Raw genomic sequence first — 21,697 nt, 5'->3', positions numbered from 1 at the left:
CTTTATAATTTTAATTTACAAACTAAATTTTTTGGCTGGATACCCCATAACCTTGCTCCCCTTCCTAACGTTATTCATGATGACACTTCCCGCACATGCATATACATCATCACCAATTTTGCGATTAGGAATTATGCTTACTCTACTGGACAAAAATACTCTTTTTCCAAGGGCTACTCCTCCTGTAATATCACAAAATGAAGATATTGTAGAATAGTCTCCAACCTGCGCATCATGTCCAATTCCTGCAGACAAAAGCGTTACAAAATCTCCAATCTTTACATTGGGGCCGATCATTGCTCCGCGATATACAATCAAGCCTTTCCCGAGTTCTACAAAATCGGAAATCATTGCATCAGGATGTACAATACTAGTAAAAGTAGCACCTTTTAATTTCAGTGAGCCTATAATGCTTTCTTTCATCATTGGATTGGCTACCGCACAGGCAAGAACTTCTCCTTCAGAGGGGGAGTAGTCCTTAATTGTTCCAATCACTTCATAGTCACACTCATATTTATCTAAGGCTTTCAAATTATCATCAATAAAACCTTTTATATTCCAGGTTGCTTTCGTTTTATTCACCTCTTTAATAATTTGTAAAAGTTCTCTTCCAAACCCTCCAGCACCTACAATAATCAAGTCTTTCATTTTTCATCATCTCCCCGATTAGGCGATCCCATAAAACCTTCCATTGTAGCAGATGTATCGCTACTAATCCCTTCCCGTCTAAATACTGCCTGAAATGTTTTAAAAAAAATCTTTAAATCTAATAATAGGCTAATATTCATCACATAATACACATCCAAATCAAACTTTTCTTCCCAGCTGATGCTGTTTCTGCCATTTACTTGTGCATATCCAGTAATCCCAGGTCTCACGTTATGTCTTTTTCTCTGGACTTCATTATATAATGGCAAATATTGTACTAACAATGGTCTTGGTCCCACGATTGCCATATCGCCTTTCAAAATATTTATTAACTCTGGCAATTCATCCAGGCTTGTAGAGCGCAACATCTTTCCAAATTTAGTGAGACGGACTTCGTCAGGTAACAAAGCACCATTTATATCTCTTTCATCTGTCATAGTCCGGAATTTATAAATTGTAAAAACCTTTTCATTGATTCCAGGCCGTTGTTGCTTATATAGCACTGGTGCTCCCAGTTTAATTCTTACCAAAAATGCTACAGTCAACAAAATGGGGCTTAATATAATAATACCGGTTGATGCCAGTATAAAATCCACCAGCCTTTTTATATATCTTTCATAAAAGCAACGCTTATATTCCATCCTCTACCACAAACCCTTTATAATCTTTATAATTCTATCCATATCATTTTCTGTCATTTTTGTATCCGACGGCAGGCAGATACCTTTGTCGAAAAGCCACTCACTTACCCCACCATTATCCACATAATCATACTCAGAAAAGAATGGCTGCATATGCATCGGTTTCCAAATAGGCCGTGCTTCAATATTCTCAGCTTCTAATGCTAATTGAATATCCAAAGGAGAAACTTTTGATTCATTATCCAAAACGATACATGATAGCCAGCAGTTGCTATGTTCAAGCTCGTCATGAATTGGCATCATTGTAATATCAGGCAGATCTGAAAAGGCGTTTTTATAAGTATGGTAAATCTCCCTTTTCTTTGCCACTCTTTCTTCCAGTACTTTCAGCTGTCCTCTTCCAATACCAGCAACAATATTGCTCATCCTGTAATTATAGCCAAGTTCGCTATGTTGATAATATCTCGCCTGATCTCTGGCCTGTGTTGCCCAAAAGAGTGCCTTACTCGCATCCTCTTCAGCTTTTTCGGTATTACATAACAGCATTCCCCCGCCAGAAGAAGTAATTATTTTATTCCCATTAAACGATATAATGCTGTAATCGCCGAAGGTTCCTGTCATTTGTCCTTTATAGCTTGTGCCCAAGCTTTCTGCTGCATCTTCAATGATCAGTGTATCATATTTTTTGCAAATTCGCTTGATTTCATCCATATTTGCAGCAAGTCCATATAAATGAACAACGATTACAGCTTTTGGTCTTTGTCCCAGCGCTTCATATTTTTGGAAAGCCCGCTCTAACGCTTCCGGACTCATATTCCATGTTTCCTTATCGCTGTCAATAAAAACGGGTTTTGCTCTTTCATAGATAATTGGATTTGCTGTTGCAGAAAAAGTCAGGCTCTGGCAAAACACCAAATCATCTTCCTTAACATTTAAAAGTTTTAATGCCAGATGCATTGCTGCTGTCCCTGAATACAATGCTGTCGCTGCTTTACATCCAAGCTTGTCGCAAATCTCTTTTTCAAAATTGGTAACATTGGCACCTAATGGTGCAATCCAATTGGTTTCAAATGCTTCTTTTATATATTCCATTTCATAGCCTGCATCGCTCATATGCGGTGAGGCCAGAAAGATCCTCTCTTTATCTGCCATTTAAATCCTTCTCTCTGCTACTTTATATCTGCGGACTATACGTATCACAAACTTTTCCAATTTCCTTCTTTATGCTATTACCATTCTGTTCAGCTGCATAAATCAAATCATCCAGCTGTCTCAAGAATTTCTTGCAGTCCATATCAATCGGTTGTCCAATATAAATCAACTCATTGGGTGTACTCTCCAAGCCTTCCTCAGCCATCAAGAGTTCTTCATATAATTTCTCGCCTGGCCTGAGTCCTACAATTTCAATCTTAATATCTTCATCTGGCACATAGCCCTTCAGACGAATCAAATTCACTGCAAGATCATAAATCTTTACAGGTTGTCCCATATCGAGAACAAAGATTTCCCCGCCCCTGGCCAGAAGACCTGCCTGCAGCACCAGAGATACTGCCTCGCTGACGGTCATAAAGAAACGGGTAATCTCTCTGTGAGTCAAAGTCACCGGCCCCCCTGCTTCTATCTGTTTTAAGAACAGTGGGATTACCGAGCCATTGCTTCCCAGCACATTGCCAAAACGCACTGCCACAAATTCGGTCTCCGACATCTTATTGTAGGACTGGATGATCATCTCACAGATACGTTTAGTAGCACCCATCACATTGGTCGGCCGAACCGCCTTATCTGTAGAAATCAGCACAAAACGCTGTACACCATACTGATCCGACAGCCTGACCATATTTAAGGTACCCTTACAGTTATTCTTGACCGCTTCGTTAGGAGAGTATTCCATAAGTGGCACATGTTTATGTGCGGCTGCATGATAAATAATATCTGTTTTATATGTTTGAAAAATCGTCTCCATACGGTCAAAGTCTCTGACTGAGGCAATTAGCACCTTGACATCTGCCTCCGGATAAGTACGCAAAAGCTCCATTTGCAATTCATACGCGCCGTTTTCATAAATGTCAACAATAATCAGCTGCTTTGGATGATTCGCCACAATTTGTCTGCATAGTTCCGAGCCAATGGTACCTCCCCCTCCAGTGACCATCACCGTCTTTTCTTTGACGAACTCCTCGACATCTTTATTATTAATAACAACGGCATCTCTTCCTAGAAGGTCTTCATAATTGACTTCACGAACTTTCTGGCTCAGGGAAGAAGTCAGGGTTGATGTAATTGCAGGCAAAATTTTCAGCTTGGCTGGTGTTTCATTGCAAATAGAAATAATATCACGTATCACCCTTGGCTCTGCCGCCGGAATGGCAATAATAATTTCATCAATTCCGTATTTCTCAACCGTATGAGGGATATCCTGACGATTTCCCACAATGGGAATCCCATGGATGTATTTACCTTTTTTCCCTGGGTTATCATCGATCAAGCAGGCAATCTTTGCATTACTGTTATACTGCAGTTCTCTGATCAAAACAGAACCTGCGGATCCTGCTCCAACGATCATCATTCTGTGAGATCCCGCTCCTTTTGTGTATTTATGCTTTATTTGGCGGAACAGTCTTACAGAAACCCGGGAGCCCGCTAATAAGAGGAACAGAAAAACCCAATTGAAAATATAAAAACTACGCGGCATCGCAATTCCCATAAAGAGCCTATACGCCACGTAGAGAGCTTCAATGATCAGTGATGCCTTCAAAACTGACATTAGTTCGTCCATTCCCGCATACGTCCAAACACGATTATAGAGCTTAAACAATGCCATAACAAGAATTGTAATCACAATATCCGCCGGAAGGCATTTTATGGCGGGTCCCAGGTACATTACATCCATCGTAAAAATACCGAAGCGCAGCGCCAGCGGCATAATTGAACTAAAGGCGACAATGGCCATGTCAACTACTATTAAAATGATAATCCTGCTATATTTTTTACCCATTGGTTAAAAGTCACTCGTTTCTTAATGAATACACGTTTTGTTCATTATTATAATCCCAAAAACTCGGATTAGTATATCATATTTTACACAGAAGTTCAACATTATACGGCATATTGCAAGTTATTTGGTATTTTAGTTCTATCCATTACATTTTACGGCCCGTTTATGAAACATATTGTTCTATTTGCTCACACGTTGTTTGAATTCTTCAAAAGAGATTTGTCCATTAATTTTCACCCGGGGAATATCATAGGCGGGCGACTTGGGTGTTGCATTTTTCCAATGCTTGAAGCCGAACGCCAATTTAAGGCTGCTTTCATTGAATGCCTTTATAAGAGCGGGAGTCTCAGCCCCGTACGGGTATGCAACATATTGAAATCCCGCGGCTTCAGTTATTCTAAAATCCTCTTTCAGCTGGTCCAGGTTCATTGAATATACAATGGGCCTATTATTTTCATAAACATGAAGTCCATAGGAATGACTTTGAAATTCCAGGTTCGGATATTCTCTTCCAATCTGATCAATCAAATCTCTGCCAATGCGGAAACGATTTGAAGATTTTTCATAAGCATGCGTTGTTTCTTCTGTCATTGCCCCAATAATAAAGGCGGTTCCTTTAAACCCATACTTTTTCAAAATAGGCAAAACAATGTAGTACAGTTCATAATCCCCATCATCAAAGGTGAGCATGACCGTCTTTTTCGGCAGCTTGCTTTGCCCACGGTACCAACTATAAAACTCGTCCATACTAATAGTCTGGTAACCCTGATCGTGCAAATATTTCATTTGCTGTTCAAAATCACCCGCCGAGGCAATCCATTCATTATCTTTGTTTTTGGCATCCGCTTTTATCTCTGGCGGTACGATCCGATGAAAGGTAAGGATCGGTATTGATTTTGCAAGATTTGATTTATCAACAACCTTCACTTTTACCTTTGCAGTCTTCCCATTATGGGCCTTACAGTAGATATAGCAAATCCCCTCCTGCCTAGCCGTCACCCTGCCTTTTTGGTTCACCACTGCAATTCGCTTGTTGCTGGAGCTCCACCGCTTGCTGCTGCTTATAGGCTTTTTTCCGCCTGCTGTGCCCAGTTTCACTTTCAATGTCTTCTTCTGGTTAAGTGTTAAAGACACGGAAGAGGGGCTTACTTTTATGGATTTCACATTTGCTTTTTTTGCAGTTTTTGTGCCAGTAAAGGCCGATACCCAGTACGACTTTGCTCCAATTTGTTTCTTTCCATTTATAGTTTTTAATACAGAAATTTTGTACTTATAGGTTTTGCTGGTCTTTAACTTCTTATTAGCCCATTGAGCTTTTTTCCCATTTTTCAGCGTCTTTATTTTTTTATACTTCTTACTGCCAGGATTCGCCCTGTAGATCACATACCCTGCAGCGCCCTTGACCGGTTTCCACTTCAGCGTAATCGCTTTATTGCCAGCTTTGGTAGCCTTCAGTCCTGTAATCGTCGGTATTGACTCTTTTTTCGCCGCGTGTGCCTCTGCGGGAAGCACCGCTGCCAACGATAAAAGCACACAAATACTAGTGATGGCGGCAATACCGCTTCTCCATTTTATAAACCATTTTAACTTCAATTTAAAACCTCGTCTTTTTTAGCATAATACCAATTTGATTTTTTAGTTTTTTCATTCTTCTAATTTAAGCTTGCAAAAGTATTATTTCCACTTGTAAATCTTATTCCCCTTCTTCGAAAGCTTTCTGATCGATTGCTTGGGAGCTTTTATCGCATTCTTCTTCCCTTTCTTACAATACAATTTATTCTTCGTGATGGCTACCTTCCCATACTTGGATTTGGTATGAGAATAGACCTGCACAGCCTGTCTGCCGCCTTTGATCGTGTTATTGCTTATTGTAATCTTAGCTTTCTTAATGGAAGATGGCGCCTTACCAAAAATCGCACAATGAACACCAACAGTATATGCGCTCCCGGTTCTGCCTCCCTTGGAGTAAATTTTATTGTTCTTTACCGTTGCGCTTGTCGTATTAAACAAGGCCAGTGCTTCACTTCTGATGCCTTCAATGGTATTCCCGGTCACTGTAATACCGCTGTGAAACTTATTTTTATACGTTTTCTCTTTGGAAGCATAATTGGCGCATACGCCCCTGGCTCCCTTAATATAGTTATTCAAAACCTTTATGTTCTTGCAGGTCTGACCTTTTACATATTTAGACCCATATGCTTTAATTCCCGGTGCTGTTTTGGGCGTAGCTATATCAATCTGAACCTGCTCTTCACTGCAGGTTTTGCTTGCTTTCCCTAATCCGTATATCTGGCAGTTCTGAACAGTCGCATTTTTACACGCAATCAATTCAATTGAATGGCCATTATAGTTTGCGGAAATATCGCACCCATCGATCAGTATATTTTGCCCATGAGCCAGTTTAAACATGGAGCCTTTCAGTCCGCTGCTGCTGGCGTTTTTCCAGACTCCGCCAAGAATCTTTACATTTTTCACCGAGTTATAAGAAGTAGCATCAACCTTATTGGCAATCATTCCTTTTTTCGAATCCACTTGAACGATGGTCGCACCTGACGCTTTTATCGTTGTATTATTGCCGACTAAAATGGCAAAGTTCATTCTAACCGTTTTCCCGGAAGGAATTACGATGGTTTTTGCCGCATCATTGCCGCACAGCTGCTGCAGTGCCAAGGCGTTTAATTTCTCATACTCTGTCCCTTTATAATCGCTTTCCAAAGGTTGAAACTCAATCTCTCCAGCCGAATTGTAGATGCCAATTACATTACCTTTTACACCATAAATCACATCCCCTGCTGTTGCCGCAAAGGCAGAGGAAACGGAAAATGCAAAGCCAACGGTCAGTACAGTGATCATTATGAGCATCTTTTTTAATAAGTTCTTAGTCATATAAAAGTCCTTTCCCAATCCACGAACTATATTGGACAGCTTTTCTAACAATAGGGTAGAGTTTGAAAACAAGTTACCCATCCTTTCCCATTATACCCCATCCCTCCCCCATTTTCACCCTAAAATACCAAATTTAATCCTTCCGCCGGGATTCATCCCCCTCCAGCGAATCCTGTTTCCGATCCCGTTCCTCCGCCTCCCAAATCAGCCGGGCAATCTCCTTCGGCGGCTCGGTAGCGATCACATTGCGCCTGGCTGCAGCCAGCGCCTTCTCCCGCCGCCTTTCCAGCGCTTCCCGGTCGAAATAGCACCCAGGATCCCGGTCATCTTTCCTGTCCATTACCTCCCGCAGCTCAGCCTCCAGCTCCTCCCTGGTCTTGCCGCGGCGGGCGCCCCAAAGACCCCGCCCGGAATCACTGAACACGAACAGCCTTTGTCCCAGATAATTGAACAGCGTGAACAGGCACATCCCCGCCAGCATGGCTACATTCTCCTGCAGCCTGCGATCCTGTCCGCTGAACATAATCATGGTCCAAGGTTTGGCCACCCCATAGGCAAGAAAATAACAAACTCCGATATTCAGAGCGAACCGCAGTCCGCTTTTAATGGCGCTGCCCTCATGGCGAAAGGTAAACCGCTTATTGAGATAAAAACTGAGAAAGCTGACAATCACATAGTTGGCGGCCGTTGAAAGCCAGTAGGACACGCCCGCCAGATTATAGAGCCCGAACATGATCGCCATGCCCAAAAGCGTATTTATAATCCCAACAATAACGAACTTAAACAAAGTCTTATCAAGCACACATCTCACCATCATATTAACAATTCCTCTTACTCACATTCCTTGGCAATAATTGAAACTCATCAATGGAAATTCATCAATCTTTCTTGATGTTTGTTTTGGCCACAATATAGATCGGTCGTTTTTTTACTTCTGCATAAATCCTGCCCACATATTCACCAATGATCCCCAGTGAGATCAGCTGCACGCCGCCGAGCACGGCGATCAGGGTAATCGTCGTAAAGTAGCCGGGTACGTCGATGCCGTAGATCAGAATTCGCACGAAGAGATAAATTAAATAGAGCATGCTGATGCCCAGGAGAACACCGCCCAAGTACACGCACATGCGCAAAGGCTGCACATTGAAAGAGACGATGCCGTCAACGCCGTAGCGGAGCAGCCGTTTAAAGGACCAGCGGCTCTCATCGAACGTCCGCTGCCGGTTGGCGTACTCGATATAGGTCTGGTTAAAGCCTACCCAGGAAAAGATACCCTTGGAGAAGCGGTTGGTTTCTTTCAGAGAAAGAACCGCTTCAATGGTTTCCCGGCTGAGGAGACGAAAATCGCCGGCGCCGTCCACCATACGGACATCCACCATTTTATTAACCAGCCTGTAATAAGTCCTGGCAAGGAAGGCGGCTTTCTTCGGTTCGCCCTTGCGGTCCCGTTTGGCAATGACCTGGTCATACCCTTCTTCGTATTTATCCAGCATTTGGTGGATCATGGAAGGAGGATGCTGTAAATCCGCATCCATTATAATTGCGCAGTCTCCAGATGCGTGCTCCAGGCCGGCCAGCATGGCCGCCTCTTTTCCAAAGTTTCGGCTGAAAGAAATGTATTTAATGCGGTCGTTTTTGGCCGCGAATTCAAGAATTAAGTTTAAGGTCTTGTCCCGGCTTCCATCATTGATGAAGATTAGCTCATAATCGTATTTTTCCGGTTTCAGCTGGTGAAGCTGCTTGATCAGTGCACCATGAAATAATCGGAGAACTTTTTCTTCATTATAGCAGGGAACGATCATGCTTAGTTTTTGCTTCTTTTTTTCATCCATAAATTTTACCCCCGACAAGAAAACAGTATACCATACAAAAATTGAAATTTCAACGTTTCTAAGGCACCACCGTTCGTCATGCCTTTACACGTTTCGAAGCCTTTCGACAGAAAAAGCAAAAAACCGCCCCCGATTCGGAAGCAGTTTTTTTATTTTTTCTAGAATAAATCCAAAAATTCGCCGACACGCTGTCTGATGTCCTCAGCGCCGAATACAGAAGAACCGGCAACCACCAGCTCCACTCCGGCATCAGTAACAGAACGGACATTCTGCAGATTGATACCGCCGTCGATCTCGATGGTAAACGGATAACCATTCTGCTCTTTCAAGGCATTGAGCGCTTCCACCTTTTTCAGCGCCGACCCGATGAATTTCTGGCCCCCGAACCCCGGATTGACCGACATGATCAAAACCAAATCCACCTCATCCAGAATATAGTCCAGAGTCGTCAGGGAGGTGGCCGGATTTAAGGCCACGCCAGCCTTCACACCGAGGCTTTTGATATGCTGCACGGTTCTGTGCAGATGAGGGCATGCTTCTTGGTGAACCGTTATATATTCTGTTTGATCGGTCACAAAATCCTCAAGATAATTATCCGGATGTTCGATCATCAAATGGACGTCAAAGGGCAGCTTGGTTTTGCCGCACAAACTCTTCATAACAGTCGCTCCGTAGCTGATATTGGGAACAAAATGCCCGTCCATCACATCAACGTGAATCACATGGGCTCCTGCCTTTTCAATGGCCGCCGCTTCCTCCCCCAGCCGGGAAAAATCGGCGGATAAAATGGATGGTGCTAATCGGATCATAACTAGTCCTTTCTATTAATCATAGTCAGTATTTTTTCTTTTCCTGTATCTCCTGCAGCTGCTCCTGATAAGATTGGTAGCGGCGGAAAGCGATCAAACCTTCCTTTGCTGCCTGACGCACGGCGCAGCCAGGCTCTTTGATATGCCTGCAATTATCATATTTGCAGCCGCCGATAAAAGGTTCCATGTCCGGATACAGATATTGGAGTTCCTCTTCATCCGCTTCCAAGACATCAAAAGAAGTAAAGCCGGGCGTATCAAAGATCATGGTACCCCCGCCCAGATCAAAGAGCTCGCAGTGGCGGGTGGTATGTTTTCCCCGCCTCGTCTTTTGACTCACATCGCCGATTTCTGCATCCGCACCCGGTTTGAGGCGATTTAAAATCGTCGATTTTCCCACACCTGATGGTCCTGCCAGGGCGGTACGTTTTCCCTTCAGCTGATCTTTCAGCGTCTCGATTCCCTGGCCGGTGCTGCCGCATAGACAGACTACCGGATAAAGGGGCTGATAGACAGACCTGATAGCGGAAACTTGCTCCTCATCTGCCAGATCAATCTTGTTCATGCAAAGAATAATATCAGCGCCGCTTCTTTCTGCCATAACCAAAAACCGATCGACAATGGAAAGATTGGGTTTGGGCCGGGCCGCCGCCATGACCACCGCAAAGCAGTCCACGTTGGCAATGGGCGGACGGATGAACTGGTTCCTGCGTTCTGCAATCTTGGTGATCAGCCCGTCATCCTCCTGACCCCGCCCCATTTCAAATTCCACCAGATCTCCCACAAAAGGTGTAACACCGTCTTTTTTAAAGACACCTCTGGCCTTACACTGGAAAACCTCAGTGCCGCTTTTTACATAATAAAATCCTGCAATTCCTTTGATAATGGTTCCCTTCATCAACGGATGGTCCCCTTCGTAAAGTCCACTTTTTTCTTCATCATTTGTTTGTTGTCAAAGGTAACGATTACAGTAGCTGTACCTTTACCTTCCAGCTTGACAGTCTCGCCGCCGTCACTTTTCATTCTCTGCTGATTAAAAATCAGATTTCTAGTACCATCGCTGTCGGACTGGGTTACGGTCATAAAGAACATTTCGTTCTCTGCCTGACTGAAATCGATATAAAGGTCTACTTCTTTCGATTCTTCCGGTCCGGTGCTGACGGTCAGCTTGACGGAAGTTCCCTTGGAGACCTCTTTATTGGCGTCGTACTGCTGCCACATAACCTGGTTGACCGAATAAGTAGTGCTCGGTGCATAATCGACTCTCCCCGGCTTCAGACCCAGATCCTCCAACTCCTGGCGGGCCGTATCAATATCCTTTCCGATCAGATAAGGAACTGCGACTTTCATCTGGGAGCCGTCGCTCAATACCAGATCCACGGATGTGCCTTCCTTCTCTGTCGATCCTGCTTCCGGAGTCTGTTTGAATACTTTCCCCTTTTCCAGCTCACTGGCCCCGGTGCTCACGTTGCCCACTTCAAAGTTATTGGCTTCCAGCAGATCCCTGGCCTCGGCCTCAGTCTTTCCGGTCACATCCGGCACTTTACCGTTTCCAGGGCCTTTACTAATATTAACCTTGATGGTAGTCCCTTTCTTAGCAGTGGTATTGGCCTCCGGATTTTGCGAAACGACCTGTCCCTCAGGGATTTTGGGATCGGAGACCAGATCCCCCTGTTCCACCTCAAAGCCTACCTCTTCCGCCAGCTTCTGAGCCTGCTCCAGGGTCTGACCGCTCAGATCAGGCACGATAACCGGTTTGCCGCTGAACAACCCCATAGCTGCGGCCACAGCAACCGCGGCCACCACGACCAGACCTGCGATCACGCCAATCACAATCTTTTTGTTTTTGCTCATACCGCCTTTTTTCTTCTTTTTCTTTTTTGGCTCCTCGTAATCGTCCTCATCATCCTCGCCATCGTCAAAATCCGTATCTACCAAAGGTTTCTCCGGATCATCGTTTCCGGTCATGAACACCGAGTTTCCGACAACGCTTCCCACAAACTCCAGGTTATCCAGTGCCTTGATCAAATCGTCGGCGCTGGCAAACCGGTTCGTCTGATATTTATCCGTACATTTGAGAACGATGCGCTCCAATGCCGGCGGAATGCCGGAAACCAATTTTGAAGGCGGTACCATTTCGCTGTTGATATGCATGAGGGCGATATTCACCGGATTGTCGCCGTCAAAAGGAACTCTTCCGGTCAGCATTTCATACATTACAATTCCCAGTGAATATATATCGGATTTCTCATCCACGTAACCGCCTCTGGCCTGCTCTGGGGAAAAGTAATGAACCGACCCCATGATTCCGCCTCCGGTGGTATCGACAATGGTGGATGAATTGACCGCTTTGGCGATTCCGAAGTCGGTGATCTTGGCAGTACCGCCGGCAGTAATCAGCACATTATGGGGTTTGACATCTCTGTGTATAATCTGATTTTTGTGGGCAACGCTCAGGGCGGCGGCAATCTGCTTTGCCAGTTCGATCGCCCTGGGATAAGGCAGCGGTCCCTCCTCATGGATTAAATCGCTGAGGGTTCTGCCTTCCACCAGCTCCATGACGATATAGTGTATATTCCCTTCCTGGCCTACGTCGAAAATATTTACAATGTTGGGATGAGACAGGCTGGCAGCTGCCTGGGATTCCCTCCTGAAACTTTCGATGAATTTTTGGTCTTTGACAAATTCCGGTTTTAATACTTTGATGGCGATATAGCGATTCAAAAGCTTGTCTTTTGCTTTATAGACAACAGACATACCGCCTTCGCCAATCTTTTCAAACAGTTCATATCGCCCAGCTAAGATCTTACTGCTCATTCTCATCCTCCCTTATATTTTCAAACAGACTACGGTGATGTTATCCCTGCCGCCGCAGCGGATCGCTTCTTCCACAAGACGGGCGCATGTTCCTGACATGGTATTCTTTTTGCCCAGTATTTCAACAAGCGTTTGTTCATCTACCTCACCGTAAAGTCCGTCCGAACAAAGCATCAATATATCGTTCTTTTCCAGCTGAGTCTGAAAAAAGTCAGCTTTTATCGCAGGTTCTGCTCCTACGGCTCTGGTGATCACATTTTTCTGGTTGTGGTTCTCCGCTTCCTCGGTGGTGATCACGCCGTTGCGCAGAAGTTCGTTTACATAAGTATGATCCTCTGTAATCTGTGAAATCCTCCCTTGGCGGTATAAATACGCGCGGCTGTCTCCCACATTGATCACATAGGCGGTATTCTCCCTGATGTAGGCGATGACCACTGTTGTGGCCATGCCCTTATTTTCTTTATGTTTTTGCCCCATCTGGTAAATCTCTTCATTGACCAGTTCCAGGCACCGGGTAAAATATTGATAAATCGATTGATCATCTCTGCAGTCCTCAATGGGGTTGGCAGCCACATATTCGGCTACGCCCCGCACACAGGTCCTGCTGGCGATCTCCCCGGCGTTGTTTCCGCCTACACCATCAGCCACAACGTAAACGTTGTGGCTGGGAATGACGAAACACGCGTCCTCATTATTATTGCGAATTACCCCGGTATTGCTCTTAAATCCAATTTGCGCCATATTCATTTCTCCGCTCAAATGTATTAACAAATGTTATACGAGGCCCCTGCTTTTCTTCATCACGCAGATAAAAAATCCGTCGGTATGATTGATATGAGGCAAGAGCTGAATGGCCTCTTCCTTTTTGAAGCTCGGGTTCTTTTTGAGAAAGTCAGCAATGATTCTCTGATTTTCATAAGGGTTAATGGTGCACGTGCTGTATAGCAGCGTTCCGCCCGGCTTGACATACTGAGAAGATGCGGACAGGATTGCCAGTTGCTTCTTTGGCAGCAGCTCCATCTCCGTAGTTTTTTTCTTATATTTGATTTCCGGCTTTCTGCGGACCACGCCCAAACCGGAGCAGGGAACATCCACCACCACTCGGTCCGCCTTTTCGATCATGGACGAATCCACTCTGGTCGCATCCCAGGAACGGGTTTCCACATTGGTGATCCCCAGCCGCTCAGCCTCTTTATCGATGATATCCAGCTTTCTGCGATAAATATCGGATGCAATGATACTGCCCGTATTGTTCATTCGTTCTGCAATGGCCATCGTCTTTCCGCCGGGAGCCGCGCAAACATCCATCACCACATCTCCATGCTTAGGATCCAGCTTTTCCGCTACCAACATCGAGCTTTCATCCTGAATGGAAAAGAGGCCGTGCTTGTAAAGTTCCGTGCCTAAAAGCTCGCTGCCTTTGATATGAAGGGCATTCTGGCACAGCTCGCCCGGCGTCACTTCATACCCCTTCTCTTCCAGCTTTTGAATCAAGTCCTTTTTTATAATCCGCAGCCAGTTGAGCCGTATGGTAGTTTGAGGCGTTTCATTGCCGGCTTTCAGCATTTCTTCCACAAAATCCACTTTATATTGTTCCAGCCACAGCTCAATGATCCACGGTGCATAAGAGTATTTTATAGATAAATACTTGACCTCATCTTCCGCCCGATCCGGGAGCTTGATGGAGAACTTTCGATTCAAATAATTTCTCAGGACGCCGTTTACGAAGCCCTCTCTGCCCCGGCAATATCGTTTGGCAAGAATAACGCTCTCGTTAACTGCCGCGTATTCAGGCACTGAATTCATGCATCCCAGCTGATAAATTCCCATCCTCAGTACTGTCAGATCACTGGTTCTAAGCGAACCTGCACCCGAGCTCACAAGCTGGTCGATATAATAATCAAGCAGCAGTTTGTTTTCCAGCACTCCATAGACCAGTTCCCTGACAAAGCCTTGGGAATTAGGCTTATTGCAAATAATCTGGTGGTTCAAAGCGATATTGGAATAGGATTTTTTTGATTCCACATCCATCAGTGTTAAATAAGCGGTTTTCCTGTTTGCATCCATGATCAATCACGCTCCCTAATCAATAATAACCTTATTAAATTTAAAACGGCTGTCGCAAGGGCCGCCACGTAGGTCATGGCTGCCGCGGATAGGACCTTCTTCGCGCCTGAAATCTCATCCGTACCGATAATACCCAGGCTCTGCAGCTGCTGGATCGCTCTGCTGCTGGCGTTAAGTTCCACCGGCAGCGTTACCAGATGAAAAACCACCACGGCCGCAAAGAACAAAATCCCGATATCGAAAACCAAGTTTCCGGTTGTGACTCTTCCGGTACCGGAAATCACGATTCCGATAATCAGCAGCAACCAGGAAAGATTGGAAGCCACGTTGACCACCGGAACGATGGCGTTTCTGACTGTCAAAAGCGTATAGCCCGCCCCATGCTGGATGGCATGTCCTGATTCATGGGCTGCTATACTGACCGACGCGATTGTCGCATCGTTATATACTTGAGCGGAAAGACGCATGACCCGGTCCCTCGGGTCATAGTGGTCGCTGAGCGTTCCTCCCACCATTTCAATCCTTACGTTCTGAAGACCGTTTGCATCCAGCACTCTTCTCGCTGCCTGCGCCCCTGTTATGTGGGTCCGGTTCTGTACCTGCGAAAATTTTCGATAAGCACGATTGACCTTTCCCTGTGCGTACAGCGTAAATAAAATTGCCGGAATCAGCAGAATAATCGTAGGATCAAACATCCCAAACATCGGCATATTCCGTACCCCTCCTTTTGTTTTTCATTCTATTTTATCCTAAAACGCTGCCTTTTTCAATGCTATTGCCCTTTAAATAGTCGCTCACAGCCACTCTCTTTTTTCCAGGCAGCTGTATGACCCGAGCAATCAGCGTTCCGCCTCCTGCAGAAATTTCAATTCCTTCCCCCGTTACCCCAGTGATGGTGCCGGCCGGCTCGGTTTGCGGCGCATCGGACACGTCCGCCTGCCAAATTTTCAGCAGCTTTCCCTGATAAGAGGTAAATGCCCCCGGCCAGGGATCAAAGGCCCGAATCAGCCGCTCAATCCGCTGAGGGTCCCAGGAAAAATCGATTTCCCCGTCTTTTTTGGCAATCATCGGCGCATAGGTGGATTTGGCGTCATCCTGCGGTTCCGGCTTTATTTCTCCGGCTTCGATGGCCGGCAGCGTTTCTGCTAAGAGCTCCGCCCCCATCAGAGCCAGCTCGTCGTGGAGCTGCTGCCCGTTCTTTTTTCCAATGGGTGTGGTTTTCTTGGCCAGCATGGCGCCGGTGTCCAGTCCCTCTTCCATATACATGAGAGTAATGCCCGTTTCTTCATCGCCTTCCAGGATCGCTCTTTGAATGGGCGCCGCGCCGCGAAAGCGGGGCAGCAGGGAGCCGTGGATATTGATACATCCCAGCCTGGGGAGATCCAGGATCTCTTTGGGAAGGATCTGCCCGTAGGCCGCCACTGCGATCAAATCCGGTTCATAGTTACGAAGGGCTGCAAAAAAGGCAGCGTCTTTTTTTAGTTTCTCCGGCTGCAATACTTTCAGTCCCAATTCCAGCGCTTTTTCTTTTACCGGCGTCATTTTTACTTTTTTGCCCCGGTCACGCACCGCATCCGGCTGAGTCACCACATATCCAATCTCATGGCCGGCATCGGCCAAGGCGGTCAGCGCCGGCACGGCAAACTCCGGGGTTCCCATATAAACAATCTTCATTTATTGTTCCTCTTGTGCGTCTGTAAGCTCATAGATGTTACTCGACTTGTCGATATAAAGAATTCCTTCCAGATGGTCGAACTCGTGGCACATAACCACCGCGTCCCAGCCTTCAAAATCGAATTCCTGCGGATTTCCTTCCCGATCCAGGCCTTTGATCTTGATTTTCATCGGCCGCTCCACCGTTCCCTGGTAGCCCGGCACGCTCAGGCAGCCCTCATCACCGGTCTGGGATCCTTCCATTTTTACGATCTCAGGATTCACAAAGCAGTATACCCTGCCTTCCTCCGGCTCTGCCACAAACATGCGGCGCATCATGCCGATCTGAGGCGCAGCCAGTCCGCAACCGTTGGCGCTGCGCATGGTTTCCACCATATCGTCCAGGATCATGCGGATGCGATCATCCACCTGGTCCACTTCTCTGCAATGTTTTCTTAAAATTGGATCTCCTTCAAGTACAATATTTCTTAATGCCATTTTCTCCTCCATGTTATACAAAGCTGTATGGATTGATATCCACTGTAACCGTATATTCTTTTTTCTTTATTTTTTCCTTTTCCTTGATGCTGTCAAGGATTTCCGAGTAAGCTCTTCGCTTCCCCTGGGGGCATTTGATCAGCAGGCAGTACCGGTACTGCTCTTTGACCTTGCTCATGGGCGCCGGCTGGGGCCGGAACACATGCTGCTTTTCATCCTCCTTTAGATGGTGCAGGATCCGTTCATACCAAACCTCCGCGGCCGCCCGGACCTTTTCTTCGTCTTTGGAAGCAAAGACCATCTGAATCAGATCGCTGTAGGGCGGATACCCCATGTATTTTCGAAATTGAATTTCTGTCTCATAAAATTCCCGGTAGTCCTGAGCCGCCGCCAGCTGCACGGCGTAATTATCCGGCGTGTAGGACTGAATGATCACGGTCCCCGTTTCATCGCCCCGCCCCGCTCTTCCGGCGGCTTGGGTGATCATCTGGAAAGTCCGTTCCGGGGAACGAAAATCGGGAATGTTTAAAGTGACATCTGCTGAAATAATCCCCACCAGACCCACATTTTTAAAGTCCAGCCCTTTGGCAACCAGCTGGGTGCCGATCAATATATGGATTTTACCCTTTTTGAAGTTATTTAATATCCGCTCAATGCTGCCTTTGCGTTTGGTTGTGTCCAAATCCAGCCGCTCGATGGTCGTGTTTTCGAAAAACTCACGGACCGTCTCTTCGACTTTTTCCGTCCCAGTTCCGAAATAGCGGATGTAATGGCTGCCGCAGTCGGGGCAGATGGGAGGCGGAACCTCTTCATATCCGCAGTAATGGCAGACAGCCCGGTTTTTTTCTTTATGATAGGTGAGGGATATGCCGCAATCCGGACATTTAAGGACTTTTCCGCACTCTCTACAGGATATAAACGTCGAGTATCCCCTCCGGTTGAGAAACAAAATAATCTGCTTCTTCTTTTCAAGGGCTGTTTTCATGGCCTGGTAAAGGGGCCTGCTGATGATGGAGCGGTTGCCATCTTTCAGCTCGGTCCGCATGTCCACCACCGATACCTGAGGCAGCGCCACCTGATTGTAGCGGCTGGTCAGCTCCAGCCTTTCATAGATGCCCTCCTCTGAGCGGAAATAAGTGGATATGCCGGGGGTGGCACTGCCTAATAGCAATACGCCCTCATGGGATTGGAGCCGTTTTAACGCAACCTCTACGGTATCGTATTTCGGCGTCATGTCCGATTTGTATGTGGCTTCATGCTCTTCATCGAGAATGATAAGCCCGATCCGTGACAACGGCGCAAAGACCGCTGATCTTGCACCAATGACAATGCTTACCTGTCCGCTCCGAATTCTTCTCCACTCGTCATACCGCTCTCCCAGAGAAAGACGACTGTGGAGCACCGCAATATGTTCGGCGCCGAAACGGCCGATAAACCGCTCGATAATCTGCTTTGTCAGCGAAATTTCCGGCACCAGCATAATTACCTGCCGCTGCTGCTCAAGACAAGTTTGCGCCGCCTGCATGTAGACTTCCGTCTTGCCGCTGCCGGTAACGCCGTGGAGCAGAAAGCGCCGGTGGCGGCCCTGGACGAGCCCCTGCCGGATTGGCTCCAGCACTTGTTTCTGCTCGCCGGTCAAGCTGGGTATGTTCTGCGGTTCGCCCTGCGTATCTTTGTAGGGGTTTCTCTCTTTGCCCCGCTTGGACCTGCTGCCCGCAGGTGTGAAGCACTTTACCGCATCGATATATTTACAAAGATATCTGCGTTTCATCCATAGGCAGGTATCGATGATTTCTTCTGTTAGAAAGATTTCCGGGTCTCTTTCCCCGGCAAATTTGAGACGTTTGTATTCCTGCTCCGGTTCATCCAGCACCTGAAACACATAAGCATCCTTCACCCGGTCGCCCAATCCGAAGGGTACGCGGATTTTCTGTCCGACGCGGACCTGGTCGTCCTCGCACCCGTAGGTATAGAGCGTGTCTGTATGTTCGCTTTTGTTGTCTATGGCTACGTTTATGTATTTCATCCGCTCCCCTTACAGCAGGAATATATTGTTTTCACTGCATTCTTTGATCATATCCTCCGGCCAGATGGAAACCTGCACCTCTCCGATATGGGCCTTCCGCAGGAAAAACATGCACAGACGGCTCTGGCCGATACCGCCGCCGATGGTATATGGCAGCTCTTTTCCCAAAATCATACGATGGAATTCCATGGCACGCCTATCTTCAGCTCCCGCTTCCTTTAATTGTTTTTCCATGGCTTTCTCATCGACCCGGATTCCCATGGATGAAATTTCAAAAGCCTGCCCCAGGATCTCATTCCAGAGAATGATATCTCCATTCAGCTCCCAGTCGTCATAATCGGGAGCGCGTCCGTCATGGCGCCGGCCCGATTTGAGCGTTCCGCCGATCTTCATAATGAATACGGCCCGTTTTTCCTCCGTAATCGCATCTTCCCGTTCCTTGGGCGTCTTATCCGGATACATGTCCTCCAGCTCCTGGGTGGTGACGAAGAAAATTTCATTGGGAAGCTCTGTCCTCAGATTTCGATAGAGGCGATTTACATAATCGCCCAGGTTCTTCAGCGCATTGTAAAGGTTTGTCACAATCTCCCTCAGATATTCCTCTGTTCGCTGCTCTTTGGTGATTACCTTTTCCCAGTCCCACTGGTCAACGTAGATGGAGTGGAGGTTATCCAGTTCTTCGTCTCTTCGGATGGCGTTCATGTCGGTATAGATGCCGTTGCCCGGCTGGATTCTGTATTTGCCCAGGGCCATCCGCTTCCATTTTGCCAGGGACTGGACGATTTCCACTGGTTTTTCTCCCATATCCTTGACCGTAAAGCTTACGGTCCGTTCAACGCCATTCAGGTTGTCGTTGAGTCCGGTTTCCGGCGCCACGAACAGCGGTGCCGTGACTCTGCGCAGACTCAGGCCGTAAGCCAGCTCCTGCTGGAAAAAATCCTTGATCTTTTTGATCGCTCTCTGGCTTTCCATAAAGTCGATCACCGGCGTGTAATTCTCAGGTATAATTACTTTTGACATATAGTTTCTCCTTTTATCGTTTGGAAAATTCGCATCCGCAGTAATTCTGTCTGTACAGTCCGTATTGTTTGGACAGCTGGATGCTCCGTTTAAAGCCGTCCTTCTTTTTAAAGTCTTCATCGATAAAGCTGAGTCCGTAACGGACCGCCAGTTTTTTACCCAGACTGCTGATTAGCTCGTAGTTTTTATGAGGGCTGACCGTCAACGTGGTGCCGAAGTAGTCGCATCCCGCCAGTTTGCAGGTTTCCGCGGTTTTTTCCAGCCGCATGCGAAAACATTCCAGGCACCGCTTTCCACCTTCCGGTTCGTCTTCCAAACCTGCTATGGCCCGATAAAAGTTCTTGGTGTCGTAAGGTCCTTCCATAAAGCTGATGTGTTCTTTGGGCGGCAGGCTTTCGTTGTATTTTTTAATGAAGGTCATCTGTGCTTCCCTGCGCCGCCGGTATTCTTCCTGGTCGGTAATGCATGGATTATAAAAAAAGATGGTGATCTGATAGTCACCGGCAAGTCTTTCTATAACGGCTGTGCTGCAAGGACCGCAGCAGCTGTGCAGAAGCAAAGATGGTTTTTCGATTTTATCAGAAAATCCTTTCATGCAGGCAAAGCTTTCTTTCGCTTGTCCGCCGAAGTTTCCCCCGCTTGGCAGCGGTTTTGTCCGTTTCTCCCCTGTCATAAAGTTCATTCCTTCTTATCTGAGATTTTTGTTTGCAATTTTAACAATTTATTATATCATATAAATATTCTTCTGAAAATATTCAGGACTTAAAAAATGTGTTTTTTCTATGATTAGAAAGGGATAAGATGTCAGAGATTTCAACGAGTTACACTTTCAACGCCATCGGCGCTTACTTAAAGGAAAAAATGGGCCGTAAAATTGTCAAGCTTTCTATAGACGGCGGATTCACCTGTCCCAACCGGGACGGCACCAAGGGAACCGGCGGCTGTATCTTCTGTTCAGCGGCAGGCTCGGGCGATCTGGCCAGCGATATACCTTCCCAGGTCCGCCTTTTGTCGGACAAGTGGCCTCATGCCAGCTATCTGGCTTATTTTCAAAGCCACACCAATACCTACGCTCCTATAAGCGAGCTTCGCTGTAAGTATTCCCAAGCCCTGGATTATCCGGGAGTGGTGGGTCTTGCCATCGCCACCCGGCCCGATTGTCTGTCCGAAGAAGTTTTAGACCTGCTCTCTGAATTCAATCAAAAAACGTTCCTGTGGGTAGAACTGGGCTTGCAGACGATCCATGAGGAAACAGCAAAGCTCATTAATCGCTGCTATCCGCTGAAGGTGTACGATCAGTCGGTGGCTGCGCTTTCCGCCAGGGGAATTCCAGTGGTGACCCACTTGATTTTCGGCCTTCCCGGCGAATCACAGCAGCAGATGCTGGATTCGGTGCGCTACGTTTGCCGGGATTTATCTTTGGATGGTATCAGCGGCTCCGATAATTCGCGCAGGTGTCCGCAGCGAATCTTTGGCATCAAGCTGCACATGCTCAATTTAGTTCGCGGTTCCCAGATGGAAACCCTCTATCCTGACTATGTATCCTTCCAGTCAATCGAAGAATACATTGATCTGGTGGTCGCTGCCCTGGAGATCATTCCGTCCGAAATCACCATTCACCGGCTTTCCGGCGATGCGCCCAGGCCGACGCTCATTGCGCCGGAGTGGAGCTATAAGAAAAGGACTATTTTAAACGGAATCCACAAGGCCCTCAAAGACCGAAAAACCTGGCAGGGGCGTTTGGCGAAATAGGGGCGCTGTATACTGGCAAAGGGGCTGTCGCATTCATGAAAACGAATGCGATG

At 46.6% G+C, this 21,697-nt stretch carries 20 protein-coding genes; 1 reads left to right on the top strand and 19 read right to left on the bottom strand.

The annotated features are described in order from the left end of the window. Positions 1-15: 15 nt before the first annotated feature. The 19 genes from LG211_RS00740 to LG211_RS00650 form a co-directional block, all read right to left on the bottom strand. The gene (locus tag LG211_RS00740) at positions 16-648 is read right to left on the bottom strand and encodes a NeuD/PglB/VioB family sugar acetyltransferase (protein ID WP_269476837.1); all 633 of its coding nucleotides are present in this window, start codon (positions 646-648) and stop codon (positions 16-18) included. Next, positions 645-1,289, bottom strand: coding sequence for a sugar transferase (locus LG211_RS00735; RefSeq protein WP_269476836.1), 645 nt, complete (start codon positions 1,287-1,289; stop codon positions 645-647). Before LG211_RS00735 ends, LG211_RS00740 begins: the two co-directional genes overlap by 4 nt. A gap of 3 nt (positions 1,290-1,292) precedes the next feature. Next, a complete protein-coding gene (locus LG211_RS00730; RefSeq protein ID WP_269476835.1) occupies positions 1,293-2,441 on the bottom strand; it encodes a DegT/DnrJ/EryC1/StrS family aminotransferase in 1,149 nt (382 codons plus the stop codon). Between the two features lie 22 nt (positions 2,442-2,463). Continuing rightward, positions 2,464-4,284 carry a polysaccharide biosynthesis protein gene (locus LG211_RS00725; RefSeq protein ID WP_269476834.1) on the bottom strand — a complete coding sequence of 607 codons (1,821 nt, stop codon included), beginning with the start codon at positions 4,282-4,284 and terminating at the stop codon, positions 2,464-2,466. Between the two features lie 180 nt (positions 4,285-4,464). Then, positions 4,465-5,877, bottom strand: a complete 1,413-nt coding sequence (locus LG211_RS00720; protein WP_269476833.1) for a polysaccharide deacetylase family protein — start codon at positions 5,875-5,877, stop codon at positions 4,465-4,467. 81 nt (positions 5,878-5,958) lie between these two features. Next, on the bottom strand, positions 5,959-7,170 hold the full coding sequence (locus tag LG211_RS00715; RefSeq protein WP_269476832.1) for a right-handed parallel beta-helix repeat-containing protein: 1,212 nt from the start codon (positions 7,168-7,170) through the stop codon (positions 5,959-5,961). Between the two features lie 133 nt (positions 7,171-7,303). Continuing rightward, entirely contained in the window at positions 7,304-7,987 is a 684-nt protein-coding gene (locus LG211_RS00710) for a GtrA family protein (protein ID WP_269476831.1), read from the bottom strand. Between the two features lie 61 nt (positions 7,988-8,048). After that, entirely contained in the window at positions 8,049-9,002 is a 954-nt protein-coding gene (locus tag LG211_RS00705; protein ID WP_148395469.1) for a glycosyltransferase family 2 protein, read from the bottom strand. Positions 9,003-9,160: 158 nt separating this feature from the next. Continuing rightward, entirely contained in the window at positions 9,161-9,811 is a 651-nt protein-coding gene (rpe, locus tag LG211_RS00700; protein ID WP_253021092.1) for a ribulose-phosphate 3-epimerase, read from the bottom strand. Between the two features lie 25 nt (positions 9,812-9,836). Then, positions 9,837-10,709, bottom strand: coding sequence for a ribosome small subunit-dependent GTPase A (gene rsgA, locus LG211_RS00695; RefSeq protein WP_148395468.1), 873 nt, complete (start codon positions 10,707-10,709; stop codon positions 9,837-9,839). Continuing rightward, positions 10,709-12,628, bottom strand: a complete 1,920-nt coding sequence (gene pknB, locus LG211_RS00690; protein ID WP_269476830.1) for a Stk1 family PASTA domain-containing Ser/Thr kinase — start codon at positions 12,626-12,628, stop codon at positions 10,709-10,711. The genes rsgA and pknB overlap by 1 nt, the downstream gene beginning before the upstream one ends. A 12-nt stretch (positions 12,629-12,640) precedes the next feature. Then, positions 12,641-13,369 carry a Stp1/IreP family PP2C-type Ser/Thr phosphatase gene (locus tag LG211_RS00685; protein ID WP_253021090.1) on the bottom strand — a complete coding sequence of 243 codons (729 nt, stop codon included), beginning with the start codon at positions 13,367-13,369 and terminating at the stop codon, positions 12,641-12,643. Between the two features lie 33 nt (positions 13,370-13,402). Beyond that, on the bottom strand, positions 13,403-14,695 hold the full coding sequence (gene rsmB, locus LG211_RS00680; RefSeq protein ID WP_148395465.1) for a 16S rRNA (cytosine(967)-C(5))-methyltransferase RsmB: 1,293 nt from the start codon (positions 14,693-14,695) through the stop codon (positions 13,403-13,405). A 2-nt stretch (positions 14,696-14,697) separates the two neighbouring features. Continuing rightward, positions 14,698-15,399: a zinc metallopeptidase gene (locus tag LG211_RS00675; RefSeq protein ID WP_148395708.1), complete on the bottom strand. Its 702-nt coding sequence runs from the start codon at positions 15,397-15,399 to the stop codon at positions 14,698-14,700. 40 nt (positions 15,400-15,439) lie between these two features. Next, the gene (gene fmt / locus LG211_RS00670; protein WP_253021089.1) at positions 15,440-16,369 is read right to left on the bottom strand and encodes a methionyl-tRNA formyltransferase; all 930 of its coding nucleotides are present in this window, start codon (positions 16,367-16,369) and stop codon (positions 15,440-15,442) included. Next, a complete protein-coding gene (def, locus tag LG211_RS00665) occupies positions 16,370-16,846 on the bottom strand; it encodes a peptide deformylase (RefSeq protein ID WP_148395463.1) in 477 nt (158 codons plus the stop codon). Between the two features lie 13 nt (positions 16,847-16,859). Next, positions 16,860-18,872 (bottom strand): replication restart helicase PriA, encoded by a 2,013-nt coding sequence (gene priA / locus LG211_RS00660; protein ID WP_253021088.1) that lies wholly within the window; start codon positions 18,870-18,872, stop codon positions 16,860-16,862. A 9-nt stretch (positions 18,873-18,881) separates the two neighbouring features. After that, positions 18,882-19,892 carry an aspartate--ammonia ligase gene (gene asnA / locus LG211_RS00655; protein WP_148395461.1) on the bottom strand — a complete coding sequence of 337 codons (1,011 nt, stop codon included), beginning with the start codon at positions 19,890-19,892 and terminating at the stop codon, positions 18,882-18,884. Positions 19,893-19,905: 13 nt separating this feature from the next. Then, on the bottom strand, positions 19,906-20,565 hold the full coding sequence (locus LG211_RS00650) for an epoxyqueuosine reductase QueH (protein WP_253021087.1): 660 nt from the start codon (positions 20,563-20,565) through the stop codon (positions 19,906-19,908). A 128-nt stretch (positions 20,566-20,693) separates the two neighbouring features. Between LG211_RS00650 and mnmL the strand changes: the two genes are divergently transcribed. Continuing rightward, the gene (gene mnmL / locus LG211_RS00645) at positions 20,694-21,644 is read left to right on the top strand and encodes a tRNA modification radical SAM protein MnmL/YtqA (RefSeq protein WP_148395460.1); all 951 of its coding nucleotides are present in this window, start codon (positions 20,694-20,696) and stop codon (positions 21,642-21,644) included. The last annotated feature ends 53 nt before the right edge of the window (positions 21,645-21,697 follow it).

Source organism: Hominibacterium faecale, assembly GCF_020734085.1.
In the GTDB taxonomy this organism is placed as follows: domain Bacteria; phylum Bacillota; class Clostridia; order Peptostreptococcales; family Anaerovoracaceae; genus Hominibacterium; species Hominibacterium faecale.
This window is presented reverse-complemented; position numbering and strand designations above follow the sequence as displayed.

What these genes read in the sequence shown, in the direction of transcription:
- LG211_RS00730 (WP_269476835.1), bottom strand. Translation starts at nt 2,441, where the DNA reads ATGGCAGATAAAGAGAGGATCTTTCTGGCCTCACCGCATATGAGCGAT.
- LG211_RS00715 (WP_269476832.1), bottom strand. Translation starts at nt 7,170, where the DNA reads ATGACTAAGAACTTATTAAAAAAGATGCTCATAATGATCACTGTACTG.
- asnA (WP_148395461.1), bottom strand. Translation starts at nt 19,892, where the DNA reads ATGTCAAAAGTAATTATACCTGAGAATTACACGCCGGTGATCGACTTT.
- LG211_RS00675 (WP_148395708.1), bottom strand. Translation starts at nt 15,399, where the DNA reads ATGTTTGGGATGTTTGATCCTACGATTATTCTGCTGATTCCGGCAATT.
- fmt (WP_253021089.1), bottom strand. Translation starts at nt 16,369, where the DNA reads ATGAAGATTGTTTATATGGGAACCCCGGAGTTTGCCGTGCCGGCGCTG.
- LG211_RS00740 (WP_269476837.1), bottom strand. Translation starts at nt 648, where the DNA reads ATGAAAGACTTGATTATTGTAGGTGCTGGAGGGTTTGGAAGAGAACTT.
- LG211_RS00725 (WP_269476834.1), bottom strand. Translation starts at nt 4,284, where the DNA reads ATGGGTAAAAAATATAGCAGGATTATCATTTTAATAGTAGTTGACATG.
- pknB (WP_269476830.1), bottom strand. Translation starts at nt 12,628, where the DNA reads ATGAGCAGTAAGATCTTAGCTGGGCGATATGAACTGTTTGAAAAGATT.
- LG211_RS00685 (WP_253021090.1), bottom strand. Translation starts at nt 13,369, where the DNA reads ATGGCGCAAATTGGATTTAAGAGCAATACCGGGGTAATTCGCAATAAT.
- mnmL (WP_148395460.1), top strand. Translation starts at nt 20,694, where the DNA reads ATGTCAGAGATTTCAACGAGTTACACTTTCAACGCCATCGGCGCTTAC.
- rsgA (WP_148395468.1), bottom strand. Translation starts at nt 10,709, where the DNA reads ATGAAGGGAACCATTATCAAAGGAATTGCAGGATTTTATTATGTAAAA.
- LG211_RS00705 (WP_148395469.1), bottom strand. Translation starts at nt 9,002, where the DNA reads ATGGATGAAAAAAAGAAGCAAAAACTAAGCATGATCGTTCCCTGCTAT.
- priA (WP_253021088.1), bottom strand. Translation starts at nt 18,872, where the DNA reads ATGAAATACATAAACGTAGCCATAGACAACAAAAGCGAACATACAGAC.
- LG211_RS00650 (WP_253021087.1), bottom strand. Translation starts at nt 20,565, where the DNA reads ATGACAGGGGAGAAACGGACAAAACCGCTGCCAAGCGGGGGAAACTTC.
- def (WP_148395463.1), bottom strand. Translation starts at nt 16,846, where the DNA reads ATGGCATTAAGAAATATTGTACTTGAAGGAGATCCAATTTTAAGAAAA.
- rsmB (WP_148395465.1), bottom strand. Translation starts at nt 14,695, where the DNA reads ATGGATGCAAACAGGAAAACCGCTTATTTAACACTGATGGATGTGGAA.
- LG211_RS00735 (WP_269476836.1), bottom strand. Translation starts at nt 1,289, where the DNA reads ATGGAATATAAGCGTTGCTTTTATGAAAGATATATAAAAAGGCTGGTG.
- LG211_RS00710 (WP_269476831.1), bottom strand. Translation starts at nt 7,987, where the DNA reads ATGATGGTGAGATGTGTGCTTGATAAGACTTTGTTTAAGTTCGTTATT.
- rpe (WP_253021092.1), bottom strand. Translation starts at nt 9,811, where the DNA reads ATGATCCGATTAGCACCATCCATTTTATCCGCCGATTTTTCCCGGCTG.